Origin of the sequence: Mesorhizobium sp. M0563 (genome assembly GCF_040321065.1) — a bacterium.
GTDB lineage: Bacteria > Pseudomonadota > Alphaproteobacteria > Rhizobiales > Rhizobiaceae > Mesorhizobium.
In genome coordinates this window covers 513,887-530,936 of sequence record NZ_JAMYQV010000002.1, presented here as the reverse complement: position 1 = coordinate 530,936, position 17,050 = coordinate 513,887, and the positions used below count along the sequence as shown (strand labels likewise).

The window sequence follows — 17,050 nt, the reverse complement described above, 5'->3', positions numbered from 1 at the left end:
CCTGTCCCGGATGGTCGCACCATACGCCGAAAATCGCTCATCTCCAGCGGGGATCGGATGGCACCGTCATGATCATACCGGTTACCAATCTTCAAAACAGGGCCATGGGCGGATGATGACCGGACGATAGATCACCGGCCGGTCCCAAGGATCGAAAGCGCACGCGCTTCTCAGGTCCGCGCGGCGCTCGAGCTCGATGCGCTGCAGACATTCGGCGAAGGCATCGTTCCCGACGAAGCCGTAGGACCGGCATTGCGCCTCGTCCGCGGCACGGCGGTCCTCGTCCGCGGCACGGCGGTCTTCCGCCGTCATGCAGCCTGTGCAGATTGTGGCCAGCGCGACCACCATCGCCGTCTTATACCACATACTTTCCTCCTCGACACAAAAGTTGATTGTAGAGATTCTGGGAAGCATTAGATCGCCCGCGGAACCTAGCCCGCTTGATGCACGGCGAAGAGCTTTCGGCGGCCTGAAGCGGCGATCTGGTTTCCTTTGCTGTGCGTTTTCCCAAGCCTCATCAGGCGCCGGCGGTGATCCGTCGTGATGGAAGGCGAGGGTTTGCGGGTTGAGGTCAGCGGGTTTGTTCCGGGACGTCTGCGCCCCATTGCTTATATCGCGAGTTGCGGGATGCGACTGAGGACGATGCGTAGAATGCGCTGGTCCGGGCAGGATGTCGGCAGGTGCAGGCGGATTTGGGTCTTCATGTCGACCATGCGAGCGGCGATCTTGATGAGGCGCAGTCGCAGCGTGTCGAGTTGAGCGACTGCAAAGCTGGAGCGTTTCGGCATCGCGGCACGCAGGCCCCCCATAAGCCAGTAGGCGCCGGCATGCAGGAACAGCCGGAACTGGTTGGCCGTCGCTCTTGTGCCGGAGGTGCGGTCGGCGGCGAGATGCGTCTTCCACGACTTGATGTGGTTCTCGGCAGCGCCGCGCCGGCAGTAGACATCCTCGTAAAGCGCCAATGGGCATGGAGTGCCTGCCATGCAAAGCGAACGGCAGTCATGATGATATCCTTTGCGAGCTCATAATGGAGCGACGATTTGCGCGACAATGCATCAGGTGTCCTCACAGCATGCTGTACAACAAGTCAGGATGCATGGAAGTAGCCGGCCTTGAGCACGTCCTGGAGTTCGAGATCTTCCACCGGGCCTTCTTGTGCTGCGAGGTGCAGGACGTATCCTGCGCCTTCGCGTTCAGGATCAGGCGGGTGGAGTCGGCTTTGTGGCCGCAGCCGACGATGAGGATCCTTTGCCCGAGGTCGACAAGGGCGGCGAGCGTGGGACGTCGTCGACTTTGCCGATGCCCCCTTGCCGTAGAACGCGATCTGACGCAGACGTGACATGTAGCTTTCCTTCTTCTGTTCCATTTGCGGCTGCCCGCGCCATGAAGGCAGCTCGCCGCCTTGCACCAAGGGCTTCAAGACCCGTGCCAACTCGGCTGAGTTGGACCGGAGCAAAATTTGTGAATACTTTCAGCTGCTTAGCCCGAGGCAACAAGAGATTGGCTAAGCAAACCGTGTGTAGCGGACCCGACAAAGACGACAATGTGTCGGATTCCGTTACTTGCGACCGCTATTGATCTCCCAGGAGCCCGACAACTGGCCGGCCTCCAATCGGGTGATCCATGTTGAACGTTAGCACATGCTTGGTCTTTGCGCCTCGGCTGCGGCCGCATTAGGTAAGCGTCAGCCGCTGGGTGACGTTGACGGCGTAGATTCTTCACGGCTAGACACCCGAAATCGGCGTGTTGGGCGGGTTCGGGATAGGGGAGAGCTTCGCAGTGTGGATCGGCCCGCCGGTTAAGGAATCGTACTCGCTGGCGATCCTGACCGCTTCCTCGGCCGTTCTGCCCGCGTGCAGCGGGCCCAGTGCAAACTCCGTGCCGGAGCCGATCGCGAAGAATGGCGCCTCGAGCGGCCCGGTAAAGCAGGACCAATGGTTCCAGTAGTGGACGGTGCCGTCGGTCCACACCAGCAGCGCCTTGACGCCGATCTTGCTGTCATGGGTGGGGATGGCCTTCGTTGACCACCTGGCTGCACCATTTGGCGAAGGCGTCGGTCTGGCCGCCGTGGCTCGCGGCGTCGGTCTGGCCGACATCACTCGACGAGGACGCGACCAGGGCGCCATTGGGCAGGACGTGCAGGTTTTTCTTGAAGCCGATCGGGCTGCCGTCGCTCGAATAGACGCGGCTGTCCGTTGCCATGATCCCATCTCGGTACACAATGGTCGTCATGGCAATCACCCGAGGTCGACAAGGGCGGCGAGCGCTGGCGATATGGTGCCTTGACCTCGATTGGTTCATCTATGCCTTCGTGCGCAAGGAGGCAGTGATCTCGTCGCAGATCGAGGGCACGCAGGCAGCACTCGTGGACCTTCTGGCTTTCGAGGCCGAAGAGGGGCCGGCACCCAACGCCGATATGGAAGCGGTCACGAACTACCTCGACACGCTCGCCTATGCCCGCGACCAGCTTGCGTCGAAGCAGGGGCTGCCGATTTCCATGCGCTCCTGAACGAGACGCACAAGCGGTTGATGCGCGTCGTGCGTTGTTCGAACAAGAAGACGTACGCCGCAGCCAGAACTGGATCGGGGGAAGTCGGCCAGGCAATGCGACCTAGGTCCCGCCGCCACCGGATAAGCTTCCCCAGCTTCCCAGCGAATTTGAGAAATACATCCACGTCGACGATCCGCTAGCGAAGCTGGTGCGGGCAGGTTTTCGCCACGTGCAGTTCGAGATCATTTATCCCTATCTCGACCGCAACGGGCGGATCGGGCGACTCCTGATCGCCCTGCTCTTGGAGCACTGGGGCTTACTAAAGGCGCGGCTCCTCTATCTCAGCCTGTTTTTCAAGCGCCACAGGGAAGAGTACTACCGGCGCCTCGATTTTAATCCGGTGGAAGGGAACTGGGAGGGCTGGATAGACTTCTTTCTCGATCGCCACCACTTCCGGTGAAGCCGTCGCTTCGGCGCGTGAACTGTTCAATCTCGTATCCTCGCACCGGGTGCGACTGCTCCAAGCCCAATCCGCCTCCGGCTCCGCAGTCAGACTGTTCGAGCAATCGCCGCGTCATCCGGTCGTGAGCGTTGCCTCGGTCATAAAGTTGATCGGCGTAAGCAAGCGACCGCGATCCGTGCGATCGAGGCGCTGACCGAAGCCAATATTCTCGTGGACACCATGGGGAAGAAGCGCGACCGCAGCTTCGCCTATCGCGCCTATCTGGAATGCGTGCGAACCGGAACGGAATTGGACAGTGGCTGATCGCTACCAACCGCGAAATCATATCACGCTGTCAATGACCGTGGAATCCCGACCCCGCATTTTCGCGTGCTCATTCCATGAAAATCACACCACGCTGCGCGAACGACTCCTGCAGCCTCGCCAATTAGTGGCGACGCTTCGGCTATCGGAGGCTGTTCATCCAGGGCTGGCAGTGCGCAAGCGTCGTTCACGACGAACACTGACTGCGGCGGATCGGAGCGGTGCGGGACCGCTCCGCAGGTGAGCCGCCAGGTGAATTCGGGCACTCATCGTTCCTGGCCTCGCATCGAGCCGACCAGGCATGGCCGAGGGGCGCCCACTGGCGCCTTGCGCTGATTAGAGCGAAGTCATCGAAAATCAGCACAAGGCGCACTCGGGCCGCAGAACTTTAGCCGCAGCAGTCACTGTCATCTTCTTCGGCCTTTTTTCTTCTTGACGCCTTGTCGGTGAGGCCGACGATGCGCCTGTTGAGACGGCTGGACAATACTCCGGAGTCGCCGAAGACCACCTCCACATCGTCGCGCGAGACAAAATGAGAGCCATCTCGCGCGAGGCTCCGTTGGGCCAGACGACGGACCATCTCCTTGACATAGACCGCGCTGCTGCCGTCTGAGCGTGCGACGGCATCGGCCACCGCTCCGCTCTCGAAGGTGAGAGCACCACCATAGAGCGCTATCAGCCGCTCGCGGCAACCAGCGTCGGGGAGCGGAATTTCAATAGCTTCGTCCACGCGGCCCGGGCGCGAAGCGAGCGCTTCCTCAATGTCCTCCGGCCGGTTCGTCGTCAGGAAGAAAAAGATATCTGTCCCTGACTCAAGACCGTCCATCTCGTTCAACAGACGGTTGAGGAGGCGTTCGGCCTTTTGACCATGAACATCCTCTCGCGACCGGCCCACCAGATCGACGTCCTCCAGCACGACGATGCTCGGCTGCAAGGTACGCGCCAGCGCGATGTAGAACCCAATCGCAATTGTCTGCTCAGCCGTGACCAGAACGGTAGTGCGGCCAGGCAGGTTGGCACAAACATGACGGATGACGTGCGTCTTGCCTGTCCCAGGAGGTCCGTAAAGCAGAATACCCTTTTGCGTCGATTGGCCGAGACGCTTCAGCTCCTCTCGGTGTCCATCGAAATCGAAGATGTGGGCATCAAGACGCGCCATAGTTGCCTCGGAAAGCACCAGGTCGTTCCGGCATACGGCAGGAAGACCATGAACCCGCATCGTACCCTGCATCCCAGAGGTTCCTGCATCTTCTTCGAAAGAGAGGACCTTGTTGCGATAATATCGTGAGCTCTCGCAGCCCTCCTGGATCTTGCGAAGAAATTCGCGCGAGAAGTCGCATGCCTGCTCGCCGGGCAGAAAAGCGATTTCCACTTGAACGTATGTCATGCCATTGTATGGGGCGGTGAACTGCGACAGAAAAACCGCAACCGGCTCGTCGCCGATCTGGAACAACCACAGGCCGTTGTGCAGAGACGCATAAGGCTCCTCTTCGCCGATGTCGATGTCCTGATATTGCAAGGGTGTTATCGGAACGACGGCATGTTCCTGGCGAATGATAAGGTCTGATAGCTTCATGGGCTCAGAGTCGTAGAACTGGTGGACGCCGACCAGCTTGGGAGACAGAGGCGCGATCTGCTCTTCGATCATGGTTTGAAGATCCGGCAGGAGATGTGGATAAAACCGTCGGTGGGAGCTCGTCAGCTCCAACAAATCATCGGTTTTGAAATGGGCATGAAGTGCCTGCCAGGTAAAGCGAATAACCTCAGTCATGGTGATATCCTTTGTGAGTTCACAATTGATCGACGATTCGCGCGACAATGCACCAGGTGTCCTCACAGCATGCTGTACAACAAGTCAGGATGCTTGGAAGCAGCCGACCTTGAGCACGTCCTGAAGTTCGAGATCTTCCACCGAACCTTCTTGTTCTGCGAGGTGCAGAACGTATCCTGCGCCTTCGCGTTCAGGATCAGGCGGGTGGAGTCGGCTTTGGGGTCGTAGCCGACGATGAGGATCCTTCGCCCGAGGTCGACAAGGGCGGCGAGCGTATTTTGGGACGTCGTCGATTTGCCGATGCCCTCCTTGCCGTAGAACGCGATCTGACGCAGACCTGACATGTAGCTTTCCTTCTTCTGTTCCATTTGCGGCTGCCCGCGACATGAATGCGTTGGCAGCTCTCGCCGCCTTGCACCAAGGTTTTCAAGACTCGTGCCAACGTGACTGACTGGGCCGGAGAAGAAAATTCGTGAATTCTTTTCAGCTGCTTAGCCCGAGGCAACAAGAGATTGGCTAAGCCAGCCTGTGTCGCGGACCCGACAAAGGCGACACAACGTGTCGGCTTCCGTTACTTGCGACCCGCATACCTCGCAGACCGGAAAGAAGTTGCAGGCAGCGAGTCTGAGGCGATTTTGATCGGGGAGACCGCAGCAAGGACGTCGGTCTACGCATACCTCTGTATCGCTCCAGCCTGCCATTGATCTGGGCCGGCCGTTCGCACATTGAACACGAGCTGGCGCTCAACCGCGACCAACACATCTGCCGCTTTTTACAATGCGTTCGTTGACGGCTCGACCTCGCCTGTCTTGTCTTGGCGCACCCTGGTTATCTTCAGATAGTGGTGCCGAGCGGAATTTCTTACACGCCGCCCAAGCGGTCGTTGGGCCGTCGCGCTGGTGTTGTCACTAATCGCACGTATGATGGCACTCGTGCTGCACCCCGATTTGCAGCTGCTGCTGGGCCAGCTTCTGGTGCTCCAATTCGGCTGGAGTATCGCCAATCATGTCGCCGCGCAAGCCAAGAGGTTCTTGAGCTGTCCCGGAGCGTCGGGTCCTGCAATCGTGACACGCGCCGGGGGTCTCATTCTGAACCGCAGTCGCGTCGGTCCACACGGCGCATATCTGACGGGCACTCGAGAACGCTCAGTTGATTTTGTCGCTTGTCGGAGATGACTGTCGGGCCGCTTAACCGCAATGTTGGATGAGTTTTGCCGGAGCCATACTTTCTAACGCTATCTTTGTTGGTCCAATTCGCCGCAGCCAGAGCACCGGATAAACATCATCTGCATGCGACAAGCGTTTCCCTCAGCACCTAAGGCTCGCAGCGGAACCTGCATGTACGTGTTTTATAAAGAACATTATAGTTCTACTGCGACTATGTCGCAAATCCGACATCGTTGGACAGCGGACAAAACTGACGCGCAACAAAAAGGGAGAAGCCTGCCAAGTGAGGCTGGGCCACCGGCGCTGGCGATCATTCCGCCAACGTTAAGCCAAGAGGCTCGGCTCACTTCTCGGCGCAGGAGTTCAGTATCGGCGTCATCGCCTTCACATGCTCGTCGATCCACCCGAGCACTTTCCCCGCGACAACGTCGCGCTCAGGCAGATGCCACCAGTGCTCGTTGACGAGTTCGACGGTCTCGACCACTGCCTTCAGGACTGGCGGCTCCGGATTGCACGGTTCGCAAATGCTTTCCATCGCGGTGCTGCTAGCGCCTTGAACGAGCGCTCTCCTCCAAGCGAAAGCGCCATGGCGTCCGCGGGAAGATATGGCACGGTCGACAGTAGGTCGTAGATTGGTGAAAGGGCCGGCTTAAAGCCGTTTCCGCGATAGATCAACGACCAGTTCTTCAGGTGCATGTCGCCATTGCCGGTGATGACAGTCAGCGCCAAGCGGCGGACGAATTCGAGAGCCGCCGTAGTCAAGACGGCCACGCCAAGAGCCGAGGCTATGTCATGGTAAGCGGCTCCCTCATATTTGCGCGAGGGATAGACACCGAAGACCTGAGCGAAATCCTCGATGTGTATCCTCTCGCCATCGGCGCCGCGATCGAAGCGTTTGACGAGAAGGACCTTGCCCTACGACAGCGTGTTGAATTCTTCGGGAAAGCCCTCAAAATCGGACTTCTCGACCAGTTCGCATTCGGGAACCTCCATGCCGATTGCTGCGGCCAGTGCCAGGTTGGCGAATTCGTTCTCCGAAACGCCCGGAAACACCGTTGAAGAAAACTTGGCGATGTACCGGCCTTGCTCGTCGTCCATCGGCAAGGTAAGGCCCCCGCCTTTTCCAGTTTCCATTCTGACCGACAGCTTCATCTGCACGCCGGCAAGTGAGAACCGTGCCTTGGGCTCATCCTTTGAAGCATCCTGCGAAACCGCTATCGCGCCGTCACTTGGCAACGCCCGTACGGCTCCCGGCAGATCGGCGCCCAGCGCCGCTAAGAGATCGAAATCATTGCCTGGCCGGACATTGCCTTCGTGGTGCTTTTCCATCGCCTCGCGTAGCTTCTCCTCCGGTAGGAGGTTCGCGAAAAAGGCCGGCAAGGCGCCCGCCAGAGGCTTCGGTCCTTTCCGCAATCCTCCGGTCGCTGCCCGGAACGACAGGCTGAAAACCGGAAAGCCGCCCGTCGCGCGGTAGGCCTCATCGAAGTTGAATGCATTGAAATCGCCCGGCGTCCTAACGATTGTGCCGATCTTCAGTGCGTTCAAGAGCACGTCCAGCGACGGGATCGTCTTAGGTGCGTGAAAGACTGGAGCCATGATCGTCATCGTCAGATTGAGGAACAAAGGCGGGCAGGTCGTCATCATCATGCGGACGCAACAGAGCCTGGACAGCCGGCACCATGACTTGCGGAACCAGCATCATTTCCAGACCGAGCGCGCGAGCGACATTCATGAGCGTCGTCGCACGCGCCGCCGCGGCCCCCTTTTCGATGTCGCGATAGCGGGGACGGGATATACCCGCCAAACCAGCGACCTGCTGCTGCGTCATGGCAGCGCCCTGCCTCACCTGCCTGAAAAGCCCACCGATTTCGCGCAGAATTTCCGATTCAGATTCCACCATTACCTATACGATTCATTCCAATGCCCCCATTGATATGCAAAGGTATCTCATCCGGCGAGCAAGTTAATTTAATGATCTGTTCGCGTATCATATATGAAGATAATGATATCCAAAGAGATCAGTCCTTCATTCGAGGATCTCCCAGGCTTTAGCGCAGCACATCGAACGGCGTTCCTCCGAGAACAGCTGCCATGGCCACCGCCACTTCAGCGAATGGCTAGTTTAACCTCAGCGCCGATGCGCCCGACGGTGGCCCTATGAATGCGAAAGAGACGCGACCCCGGCATCAACCGGCGGGCAGATGCGCCGAAGGCACCAAGCGCGCCTGACTCAACGCCGCCAGATCAGCCGAGCCGGTGCAGAAGCAGGCGACGGCCAACTGGCGGATGACGATCTCGAAATGCGCGACAACCGCCTCGGTGGATACCGTAGCCGCGCGCAGCACGCCGGCCGCCTGCCCGACGATGTCCGCGCCCAGGCGGATAGCCTTGGCCACGTCAACGCCGTCGCGGATCCCGCCCGACGCGATCAGCTTCACCGTTGGCAGCGCCCGACGTACCGCCTGCACGCTGGCCGGGGTCGGAATCCCCCAATCGGCGAACGCCATCGCCACTGCACGGTCCGCTGCATCGCGGGCGCGCTCGCCCTCCACCGCGGCCCAACTGGTGCCGCCGGCGCCGGCGGCATCGATCACCGCCACGCCCGCCTCGACGAGCGCACAGGCCACCGAGGCGGACAGGCCCGACCCCACTTCCTTGGCCACGATCGGCACGCCCACCCTGCGCGCGGCGCGAGCGATCTGCGCCAGGACGCCGCGCCAGTCGCGGTCGCCCTCCGGCTGTACCGCTTCCTGCAGCGGATTGAGGTGGACGATGAGACCATCGGCCTCCAGCGCATCCACCGCCCGGCGCGCCAGGTCCAGGCCGTCGGCCTCGCGCAGTTGCGCGGCGCCGATATTGGCCAGCAAGGGAATGTCTGGGGCTAGGCGGCGCAGCGCGCGCGTCAGCCCCTGGGAGTTGCGGGATTGCAGGCTCACGCGCTGCGAACCGACGCACATGGCGATCCCCAAGGCTTGCGCTGCCTCGCTCAGATGCCGGTTGATGACCTCGGCGCGTGGCATGCCGCCGGTCATGGAGCTGATCAGCAGCGGCGCGCGCATGGTCTTGCCCAGCAGCGAGGCGCGCAGGTCGATCTGCGTCAGGTCCAAATCGGGCAATGCGCAGTGTTCGAAACGGATGTACTCCCAGCCGGCGGCGACCGTGGCCGGCGCCGTTCGCCGATCCAGCACGATGTCCAGATGGTCGTCCTTGCGCCGGCTCAGGGCGGTGTCGCTCATGCTCGCTCCATCCGTCGCATCGGGCGACGGCGTTGCGTCGGATCGGACCGACGGCAGCGCGCGCACGCCGCCGCCTCCCCCCGCAGCGTCGCTGCGGTAGCGGCTGGTCGAGGTCTGGTAGTACTGCGCGCGGATGGTCGCCATGGCCTCGATCAACGGTCCCCAGGGCGCGGGAAAGCGTTCTTCCGCCATCACCCGGTGCAGCATGCGCGTATGGCCGGCCAGCTCGTCGTTGAGGAACTCCACCACAGGCATAGCCGGATAGCGCTGCAGCAGCAGGATCGCCGCGTTGTCGGCCTCGCTAGCCGACCTGTCTTTGTCGCGTCCATGCAGATCGTTCTGCAGGCGCCCTATCGCGGAGATGAGCCGCAGGACCTGGCGAAATGCCGGACGCGCGCGCAAGGTCGCCATGTCCAGCCCCCACAGCAACGACAGGCAACAGAACACGTTCGTGTAGGCGATCGAATCGATGCCGTTGTGCAGGTACTCGGCGTAGGACCAGCGTTCCGCCCCTGCCGCCTGCGCGTGTCCGGCGCGCAGCGCCGCGCAGTAGCACCGGGTATCGTCGAGAAGCTGAGCATAGTCGCGACGATCGTAGGCGAGCGCGGCCAGCGAAGCGCGCAGCACAGCGCAGCCATCGAATCCGGGAAGCGCGCACGGCACGCCCTGCCCCAGCGCCTGCTCCACCGCCGCGAGCTGCTCCGGCGCGATCAGGCCAAGGTCGTTGCAATCGTCGAGCCAGAACAGCAGCGCCAGTTCGCGATAGAACGCCACGATCAGCGTTTCGTCCTGCGGATCGCGGCCGGTGCGGGCGCTGGTGTCGCGCAGGCCCGGGTGGATGCACTGCAGGATGTACTGGCCGCCCCTGACCGCTTCCACGGCATGCTCGTCGGCGAACCCGGTCAGGGAACGTCCCCACTCCAGCACCTGCTGCAGCGCGCGTTCGGTCTGGATCATGCCGCCGCTCCTGCTCCCTCGACTAGGACGCGCCGCCCCCAACAAAGCGCCAGCCACAACCCGGCGAGTTCGGCCACGCGCACCACCCGGGTGGGGCAATACAGTTCCTTGCCGATCCACAGCGGCGTCTGCGGCAATGCATGCGCGGCGTGGCGGGCGAGCATCCACTCCAGCGCACGCGCCACCGCCTGCGCGATGCGCCGGCGCCCTGTCGGCTCTTCGCTCCCGTCCAACACGTGCAACGCGAACAGCGCATAGGCGGTTTCCTCGAATGTGGACGCGCGACCGGCGCCCCAGCCGCCGTCGTCGCGCTGCGCCTGCAGCAGCGCCGCCAGCGCGCGCTCGTCGTGCCACTGGGGCTTGCCTTGCGCCAGCGCAGCGACCGCATGCGCGGTGGGATAAAGCCACGAAACGTGCCATTTTTCGTTGTCCCATAGACCGTGCGGGTTGCGATTGGCCTCGACGTAGGCGCTGGTGCCGGCGGCGGGCTTTCCCAACAGTCGCAACGCATGCAGGGCATGGATGTTGGTCGACACCGAGGCATTGCGCTCGCCGGGGAAGGTGACGAACAGCTCGCCGATTTCGAAATGGCGCAACGCATCGACCGCCGGGTCGCGGCCTGCAAGGCGCAGGACGCACAACGCAACGGCGGTGTCGTCCGCATCGGCCGCGAAGTGCAAGGCCGGGCCCAGACCCCGCACGCCCAGCTGGGCGTCGAGCTCTGCGACGATCCCTTGCACCGCCTCGGCGAGCGCGGGATGCGCGAACAGCCCGGCCAGATGCAGGGTGTACAGCGACCAGCATGGCTCGAACACATTGATCGGCCAGACGTTGGGAACGACACCTTCGATGCCGCTGCGCGTCGCCCGCGATGCCGCCTGCAGATACGCGTCGGCGCACCCGACCTGCGGCGTGCTCCCCTGTGTCACGGCGCGCGCACGCCACGCGGCGGTGGCCGCCGGACTGATGCCGATGCTGCCGTCGTCATCCGGGCATGCGGTGGTCGGCGACGTCCCCCAGGCTTCCCAGGAGTGCAGCAACGGATGGCCGCTCGGCAACCTCCCCACCGCCCCCAGCTTGACCAGGCACGCTTGCCGCAACGGCAACAGCGCCGGGTGGCGCGGAAACGCCACGCCGCCCAGCAAGGATGCGGCCTCGCCGCATAACTGCGGCAGGATCAGCTCCGCGCCGATCGGCGCGTCTTCCGGCACCGCATGCAGGTAGGGATCGGGCTGGCGCTCGAGGAACCGGGTTGCAGCCTGGACTGCGTCGGCAGCGCCGGGAACAGGATCGGCACGCTGCAATGCCAGCAACGCCGCCCACGTGGGCGCATGGCGGAACAGCGGGAAGTCCGGGCTTCCCCATCCGCCATCGGCCTGTTGCTGCGCGATGAGCCACGCGTATGCGTCCTGCCGACCGGTGACGTTGCCGTGGAACTGCAGAGCTCGCGCCGTGTCGTAGACGGACGGACCGACGCTGCCGCCGTCGCTCATCTCGCTCAGCAGGTGGCGCAATTCGGAAAGGATCTGTTCGGACAGCGCGTTCACGCGGGATGTTCCTTCTGCAGACGGTTGGCGAGGACCAGGATCGGGCAACCGCTGCGATCGGCGCCGCGGACTCGGACAAAGAGCAGCATGCATCGCCCGCCGACCGGTCGCAGCAGCATAGGGCGAGTCCATGCGGACGGGCGCGCTCATGCGTATGGCGCGGACAGATACACGTTGGCCCGCTGCAGCATCTGCGCCAACCGTTCCGCACGCGGCCCCAGCGGGACGATGGCCTCCCCGGCGTCGCGCAACAAATCTAGCGCGAACTGGCGCGCTGCCTGCAGCCCCATGATCGACGCGCAAGTCGGCTTCTGCGCCGCCGCGTCCTTACCGGGGGTCTTGCCAAGCGTCGCGGTATCCGCTGTCGCGTCGAGAATGTCGTCGATCACCTGCAACGCCAGCCCGAAACAGGCGGTGTAGCGATCGAGCGCACCGTACAGCCCAGCGTGCGCGGCATCCTCCGCGATGGCGCATAGCGCGCCCATGCGAACGGACGCGCGCACTAGTGCTCCGCTCTTCATCCGGTGCATCGCCACGATCCTGTCCAGCTCGGCGTGCTTTCCGACCAGCGACAGATCCATGGCCTGCCCGCCTGCGGCACCCTCGGCGGACACCGCCTGCGCCAGTTCGCGCACGAGCGCGATACGGTTGTCGCCCGGCGCATCCAGGCTCGCCAGGGTCAGGAAGGCGTGCGCCTGCAGCGCATCGCCGACCAGGATCGCAGTGGCTTCGCCGAACTTGACGTGCACGGTCGGAAGGCCGCGGCGAAGCACGTCGTCGTCCATTGCGGGCAGGTCGTCGTGGACCAGGGTACAGGCGTGCATCATCTCGATGGCGGCGCCGACGTCGTCGAGCGTGTGCGCCGGCGTGTCGGCCAGTGCGCCGGCAGCCATACAGAGCAAGGCGCGGGTGCGCTTCCCGCCATTCAAGGTGGCGTAGCGCATCGCCGCCATCAGCTCGGTCTCACCGTCGTCTTCGGCGCAGAGAAGACGCGCCAGCGCCTGTTCGACCCGTTTTGCGCCGTCCTGCATCCAGATCTCCGGCAGCAGCCTGCCGGATGCGCCGCGCGCCTGCGCGCCCAATCCGCCGAGCGCGGAAACGCCAGTTCCGTGGTCGTGTAGCGTGGAACCGGTCTGCATGTCGTTCATGTCCTTGTACCTGACAGCAGACGGCCACGGCGAGCGGCGAGCCGATGCAGTGTTGCCGGCGTCGCACCGAGCGCGCGCGCCGAGTGCAGCAATGCCGCGCGTCGCCGGCGCCGCTGCCTCGCCACACGGGGTATGCGATGCCAGCTCACGAGAATCCGATGCGGATTTTCATGGAGGGTTGTGCTGTCGGGTAATAGCGCCGGCCTTTTTCGGCGTCGCTCAGCAACCGCGGCCGCACCCCGGCCTTGTGCATGGTCAGCGCCAAGGCGATGCTGAACTGCACCAGTTCCAGCCATACCAGGTGGTAGCCGATGCAGACGTGTGGGCCGCTGCCGAACTGCAGCATGTCCACCGGCCCGATCGGCCCCGTGCGTTGCAGCCACCGCGCCAGGCGGAACTGATCAGGCGCCTCGTGCAGCAGCGCCGAGGTCGAGAAATGCAGCAGCGGGATGCATAGACTTGTGCCCGCGGGAATGCGCCGCTGGCCGAGTTGTAATTCCTGCGTCGCGCGACGCGGTACGAGCGAGGACGCCGGATGCATGCGCAGCGTCTCGCGGAACAGCGCCTCGGCAACCGGATACTGCGCCAGGTCCGCGTGCCGGGTCGGCACCGCGCCCACGCGTTGCGCCTCCTCGACCAGGGCGTCCCACAGCTCGGGCTGCCGCGCCAGCTCGATCACCATCCAGGCCATAGTCGAGGCGGTGGTCTCGTGACCGGCAAGCAGCAGCAAGCGGATATTGGCGACCAGGACGTCATCGGAGAGCGCATCGTCGCTGCGATCGAAGGCGCTCACCATGTCGTTGATCAACCCGGTGCGCGCGGCATGCGCGCGCGCGTCGCGGATGAACTGGCGTGACTGCGCGTCGATCCAGTCGCGGGCGGCGCGGCCGCGCCGCAAGGGCGTTCCGGGCAGGTCGACCGGGGGCGCGACGATCAACTGCAGCAGTTGCCGGTACTTGCGATGCCATTCCGGCAGGTCTTGGGCGGGGATGCCCATGAGACTAAAGGTGAGCTTGAGCATCAGGTCGCCGGTTTCGGGCAGGATAGTTACTTCACCGCGATGGCGCCACGCCTGCACCCGCGCCCGGATGACGGGCTCGAACAGCTCGCCAATGCCGGCCTCGGTCAGCCCCCTGGGCAGGAACGCCGCCTTGATCCCATCGCGCGCCTGCCGGTGCGCGCTACCGTTCAAAGTGACCAACGTTCCGCCAAGGATTTCGGGCGCGATCTCTGCGATCAGCGCCGAGGACACGTGCTTGTGCCGGAGCAATGCGATCACATCCGGATCCAGGCAGGTCATCAGGTGTCCGGCACGACCGAAGTCCAGCCAGAAGTGACTGCCCAGCGTCCGTTCCGCGCGCTGCAGCAGGCGCGGCAGGTCGCAGACTATGGCGGGAAGATGCCCGACCAGGGGGAAAGCGCCGGGCATGACCGGGATGTCGTATCGCAGCCGGCGCCGACGGTTGAGCGGGTTGAGCAGCATGTCTATCACCTCCCTGGCGCAGCGTCCGCTTCGGCGGTGTCGCCGGCTGGCCGCGCGGCGCGGCTGTTGCCACCATCGGCATATGTCGGCACATGCGTCAGCATGCCGCCGTCGATGCACACGACTTGGCCGGTGATGAACGCAGCATCGTCGGAGAGCAGGAACGTCACCAGCGCGGCGACGTCCTCGGGGCGGCCGACGCGCGGCAGGAGCTGGTGCCGGCGTAGATGCCGTTGCATGCACTCGTCCAGCTTGGCGAGGAGACGCTCGGTCATGATAAGACCCGGCGCAACCGCGTTGCAGCGGATCTGCGAGTGACCGTACTGGGTGGCGAGCGAGGCCGACAGCATGTTCATCGCCGCCTTCGAGGCGGCGTAGGACGTCTGCGCGGTATCACCGCTGAGCCCCTGGCACGACGACATGTTGACGATCGCGCCACCGCCACGGGCGATCATCCGTGGGATGGCCTGCCGGCAGCAGAGCAGCGTGCCACGCAGATTGGTCGCGATCGTCTCATCCCAAACCGCCAGGTCCAGGTCGAGGATCGCGCGGTCGCGCGGGGTCAGATGCATGGCGCTCGCGTTGTTCACCAGCAGGTCGACCCCACCAAAGTGCCGCTCCGCCGTCTCGAACAGCGCTGCCACCGCCTGCGCATCGGCGATATCCATGGCTAGGGGCAGCGCGTGGCCCGCTTCGGCCGCGATCCGCGCGGTGCAGGCGACGGCAGCCGAGCCATCAATGTCGGCCACCACCACTCGGCCCCCCTCCCGCGCGATGGCGAGGGCGCATGCCTTGCCGATGCCCGCGCCAGCGCCGGTCACCACGGCAACCTTGCCCTCAAACCGTCCCATCGTGTGCTCCCTGATCATGTTGGTCTTTCGCAGCATGCCGCCCGACCTCGCCGGAGAGGGCGCCGGATCCGCGCTGGCGGGCTCGCCATCGCCAGCGTCGCTTTCGATGACCCGAATGGCGGCGACCGGGCACTGGCGGGCCGCGAGCCGCACGGCAGCGTGCAGCGCGTGCGGGACCGTCGCCACGCACACTTCCGCCACGCCGTCCGGTTCGCGCTGGCGAAAGGTGCCCGGCAGCGTCAGCACGCACTGCCCGGTGGTTCCGCACAGATCCTGGTCGACCACGACGCGCATCTCAGCCCCCCTGCGCATGCAGCCGCACCGGCAGCGCGCGGAATGTCCTAAGGAACGCGGAGGGCTCCCGGGTCGGCTGTTCGGCCAGTACGAGCGTGGGGAAGCGCGCCTCGATCCGCGGCAGGCTCTCGGCCAACTGCACCCGGGCCAGTTGCGCACCGAGACAGAAGTGGATGCCGTGGCCGAAGCTCAGCATGACCTTCCCGTCGGTCGACATGCCAGGACTGGTGCCGTAGAACCGCGCGGGATCGAAGCGGTCGGGATCGGCGAAGGCGTCCGGGTCGCGATTGCCGGCCGCGATCAGCACGCGCACGTCCGCGTTCTTCGGGATCATCACGCCGCCCAGTTTGATGTCGCGCTGGGCGATACGCGGAATGGAGCTGAACATGGCGGGCGCGTCGCAGCGCAGGACTTCTTCGACGAATGCCTTCACCCCCACGGCGTCTCCCTGCAGCCAGTGCCGCTGTTCGGGATACGCCAGCATCGCCAGGACCGCATGGTCGATGGCCGCAGCAGTGGTGGCGAAGCCGCCCAGCAGCATGCCCCACAGCATGCTGATCAACTCCGCATCGGACAGCGTGTCGGCGTCGTCGTCGTGTGCGCCGACCAGCATCGACACGATGTCGTGGCGGGGATCGGTGCGCTTGCGCTGTATGAGGTCGCCGAAGTAGGCCTGCACCCTGGCGCTGGCCCCGTCCGCCGCGGCGAGCTGGGGATCGCTGGCGTGCGGGCTCAGGCCTTCCAGAATGGCGCCGATGCCGGCGGCGAGCCCGAACATGTCGTCCTGGGGCATGCCGAACAGTTCGGCGAAAACCAGCATGGGCAAGGCCAGCGCGAATTCGCGATGCAGGTCCACCGCCTCCCCGCGCTCCAGCGCGGGCGCCATGCCGTCCAGGCGCGCTGCGACAATGCGCGCGATGCTCGGCCGCAGGTTGTCGATCTGGCGCATAGTGAAATCGCGCGAGATCAGCCGGCGCAGACGCGTATGCGTTGGAGGTTCCTTCATCGCTAAAGTGGACGCCAGCAAACTGAGCGACAGGCTGGTCGCCGCACGCGGGAAATAGCGCGCCAGTTCGCCCGGCGCCGGTCCCCGAAACGCATCGCCCGTGGCTTTGAGCGCCCAGTAGATGTCGGCGTGGCGGCTCAACAGAAAGAGGCCCGACGCCGCGCGATGCACCGGATCGTGCTCGCGCAACCACCGCATGAACGGATACGGGTCGTGGATGCACGCTGGCGACGCCAGTTCGGCGAAGGCGTCCCGGCATACTGCCGTGGTTTCTTGCACGTCCATCTTGGTTACCTGTTGGCTGGTGATCTGACCGGCGCCCGCCAGGCGCGCC

At 63.9% G+C, this 17,050-nt stretch carries 13 protein-coding genes and 6 pseudogenes; 2 read left to right on the top strand and 17 right to left on the bottom strand.

Annotation, left to right across the window (positions count from 1 at the left end; all coding sequences use genetic code 11):
- Nucleotides 1-81 precede the first annotated feature (81 nt).
- The 5 genes and pseudogenes from NKI50_RS05305 to NKI50_RS05285 form a co-directional block, all read right to left on the bottom strand.
- Nucleotides 82-366 (bottom strand): hypothetical protein, encoded by a 285-nt coding sequence (locus NKI50_RS05305; protein ID WP_023723021.1) that lies wholly within the window; start codon nucleotides 364-366, stop codon nucleotides 82-84.
- Between the two features lie 242 nt (nucleotides 367-608).
- Nucleotides 609-959: pseudogene (locus NKI50_RS05300) on the bottom strand (transposase); the annotation flags it as partial.
- A gap of 143 nt (nucleotides 960-1,102) precedes the next feature.
- Nucleotides 1,103-1,342: pseudogene (gene nifH, locus NKI50_RS05295) on the bottom strand (nitrogenase reductase); the annotation flags it as partial.
- Nucleotides 1,343-1,724: 382 nt separating this feature from the next.
- The gene (locus NKI50_RS05290) at nucleotides 1,725-1,970 is read right to left on the bottom strand and encodes a hypothetical protein (protein ID WP_023723018.1); all 246 of its coding nucleotides are present in this window, start codon (nucleotides 1,968-1,970) and stop codon (nucleotides 1,725-1,727) included.
- Between the two features lie 28 nt (nucleotides 1,971-1,998).
- A complete protein-coding gene (locus tag NKI50_RS05285) occupies nucleotides 1,999-2,202 on the bottom strand; it encodes a hypothetical protein (protein ID WP_023723017.1) in 204 nt (67 codons plus the stop codon).
- A gap of 28 nt (nucleotides 2,203-2,230) precedes the next feature.
- On the opposite strand from NKI50_RS05285, the gene NKI50_RS05280 reads away from it, so the two are divergent.
- Both NKI50_RS05280 and NKI50_RS05275 read left to right on the top strand, forming a co-directional pair.
- Nucleotides 2,231-2,509 carry a Fic/DOC family N-terminal domain-containing protein gene (locus NKI50_RS05280; RefSeq protein WP_245278789.1) on the top strand — a complete coding sequence of 93 codons (279 nt, stop codon included), beginning with the start codon at nucleotides 2,231-2,233 and terminating at the stop codon, nucleotides 2,507-2,509.
- 160 nt (nucleotides 2,510-2,669) lie between these two features.
- Nucleotides 2,670-2,951 (top strand): Fic family protein, encoded by a 282-nt coding sequence (locus NKI50_RS05275; protein WP_352485048.1) that lies wholly within the window; start codon nucleotides 2,670-2,672, stop codon nucleotides 2,949-2,951.
- Between the two features lie 694 nt (nucleotides 2,952-3,645).
- Here the strand turns inward: NKI50_RS05275 and NKI50_RS05270 are convergent.
- The 12 genes and pseudogenes from NKI50_RS05270 to NKI50_RS05215 form a co-directional block, all read right to left on the bottom strand.
- The gene (locus NKI50_RS05270) at nucleotides 3,646-5,028 is read right to left on the bottom strand and encodes an ATP-binding protein (protein WP_036245939.1); all 1,383 of its coding nucleotides are present in this window, start codon (nucleotides 5,026-5,028) and stop codon (nucleotides 3,646-3,648) included.
- A gap of 102 nt (nucleotides 5,029-5,130) precedes the next feature.
- Nucleotides 5,131-5,372, bottom strand: a pseudogene (locus NKI50_RS05265) (AAA family ATPase); the annotation flags it as partial.
- A 1,165-nt stretch (nucleotides 5,373-6,537) separates the two neighbouring features.
- Nucleotides 6,538-7,790, bottom strand: a pseudogene (locus NKI50_RS05260) (type II toxin-antitoxin system HipA family toxin).
- Nucleotides 7,765-8,094, bottom strand: coding sequence for a helix-turn-helix domain-containing protein (locus NKI50_RS05255; protein ID WP_502895940.1), 330 nt, complete (start codon nucleotides 8,092-8,094; stop codon nucleotides 7,765-7,767). Before NKI50_RS05255 ends, NKI50_RS05260 begins: the two are co-directional and overlap by 26 nt.
- A 286-nt stretch (nucleotides 8,095-8,380) precedes the next feature.
- Entirely contained in the window at nucleotides 8,381-9,430 is a 1,050-nt protein-coding gene (gene fni, locus NKI50_RS05250) for a type 2 isopentenyl-diphosphate Delta-isomerase (RefSeq protein ID WP_352715651.1), read from the bottom strand.
- Nucleotides 9,431-9,502: 72 nt separating this feature from the next.
- Nucleotides 9,503-10,387 (bottom strand): annotated as a pseudogene (locus NKI50_RS05245) (terpene synthase family protein); the annotation flags it as partial.
- The gene (locus NKI50_RS05240; RefSeq protein ID WP_352715634.1) at nucleotides 10,384-11,934 is read right to left on the bottom strand and encodes a hypothetical protein; all 1,551 of its coding nucleotides are present in this window, start codon (nucleotides 11,932-11,934) and stop codon (nucleotides 10,384-10,386) included. The gene NKI50_RS05240 and the pseudogene NKI50_RS05245, both read right to left, overlap by 4 nt.
- 146 nt (nucleotides 11,935-12,080) lie before the next feature.
- Nucleotides 12,081-13,073, bottom strand: coding sequence for a polyprenyl synthetase family protein (locus NKI50_RS05235; protein ID WP_023723005.1), 993 nt, complete (start codon nucleotides 13,071-13,073; stop codon nucleotides 12,081-12,083).
- A gap of 154 nt (nucleotides 13,074-13,227) precedes the next feature.
- Nucleotides 13,228-14,571: a cytochrome P450 gene (locus tag NKI50_RS05230; protein WP_352705473.1), complete on the bottom strand. Its 1,344-nt coding sequence runs from the start codon at nucleotides 14,569-14,571 to the stop codon at nucleotides 13,228-13,230.
- Nucleotides 14,571-15,416: an SDR family oxidoreductase gene (locus NKI50_RS05225; RefSeq protein ID WP_352483826.1), complete on the bottom strand. Its 846-nt coding sequence runs from the start codon at nucleotides 15,414-15,416 to the stop codon at nucleotides 14,571-14,573. The genes NKI50_RS05230 and NKI50_RS05225 overlap by 1 nt, the downstream gene beginning before the upstream one ends.
- Nucleotides 15,403-15,710, bottom strand: a pseudogene (locus NKI50_RS30520) (ferredoxin). The gene NKI50_RS05225 and the pseudogene NKI50_RS30520 overlap by 14 nt, the downstream one beginning before the upstream one ends.
- A gap of 1 nt (nucleotide 15,711) precedes the next feature.
- Entirely contained in the window at nucleotides 15,712-17,001 is a 1,290-nt protein-coding gene (locus NKI50_RS05215) for a cytochrome P450 (protein ID WP_352705446.1), read from the bottom strand.
- Nucleotides 17,002-17,050: the final 49 nt, after the last annotated feature.

Excerpts from the sequence above, each read along its gene's own strand:
- NKI50_RS05305 (WP_023723021.1), bottom strand. The coding sequence starts at position 366 with ATGTGGTATAAGACGGCGATGGTGGTCGCGCTGGCCACAATCTGCACA.
- NKI50_RS05285 (WP_023723017.1), bottom strand. The coding sequence starts at position 2,202 with ATGGCAACGGACAGCCGCGTCTATTCGAGCGACGGCAGCCCGATCGGC.
- NKI50_RS05280 (WP_245278789.1), top strand. The coding sequence starts at position 2,231 with ATGGCAATCACCCGAGGTCGACAAGGGCGGCGAGCGCTGGCGATATGG.
- NKI50_RS05270 (WP_036245939.1), bottom strand. The coding sequence starts at position 5,028 with ATGACTGAGGTTATTCGCTTTACCTGGCAGGCACTTCATGCCCATTTC.
- NKI50_RS05255 (WP_502895940.1), bottom strand. The coding sequence starts at position 8,094 with ATGGTGGAATCTGAATCGGAAATTCTGCGCGAAATCGGTGGGCTTTTC.
- fni (WP_352715651.1), bottom strand. The coding sequence starts at position 9,430 with ATGAGCGACACCGCCCTGAGCCGGCGCAAGGACGACCATCTGGACATC.
- NKI50_RS05235 (WP_023723005.1), bottom strand. The coding sequence starts at position 13,073 with ATGCAGACCGGTTCCACGCTACACGACCACGGAACTGGCGTTTCCGCG.
- NKI50_RS05225 (WP_352483826.1), bottom strand. The coding sequence starts at position 15,416 with ATGGGACGGTTTGAGGGCAAGGTTGCCGTGGTGACCGGCGCTGGCGCG.
- NKI50_RS05215 (WP_352705446.1), bottom strand. The coding sequence starts at position 17,001 with ATGGACGTGCAAGAAACCACGGCAGTATGCCGGGACGCCTTCGCCGAA.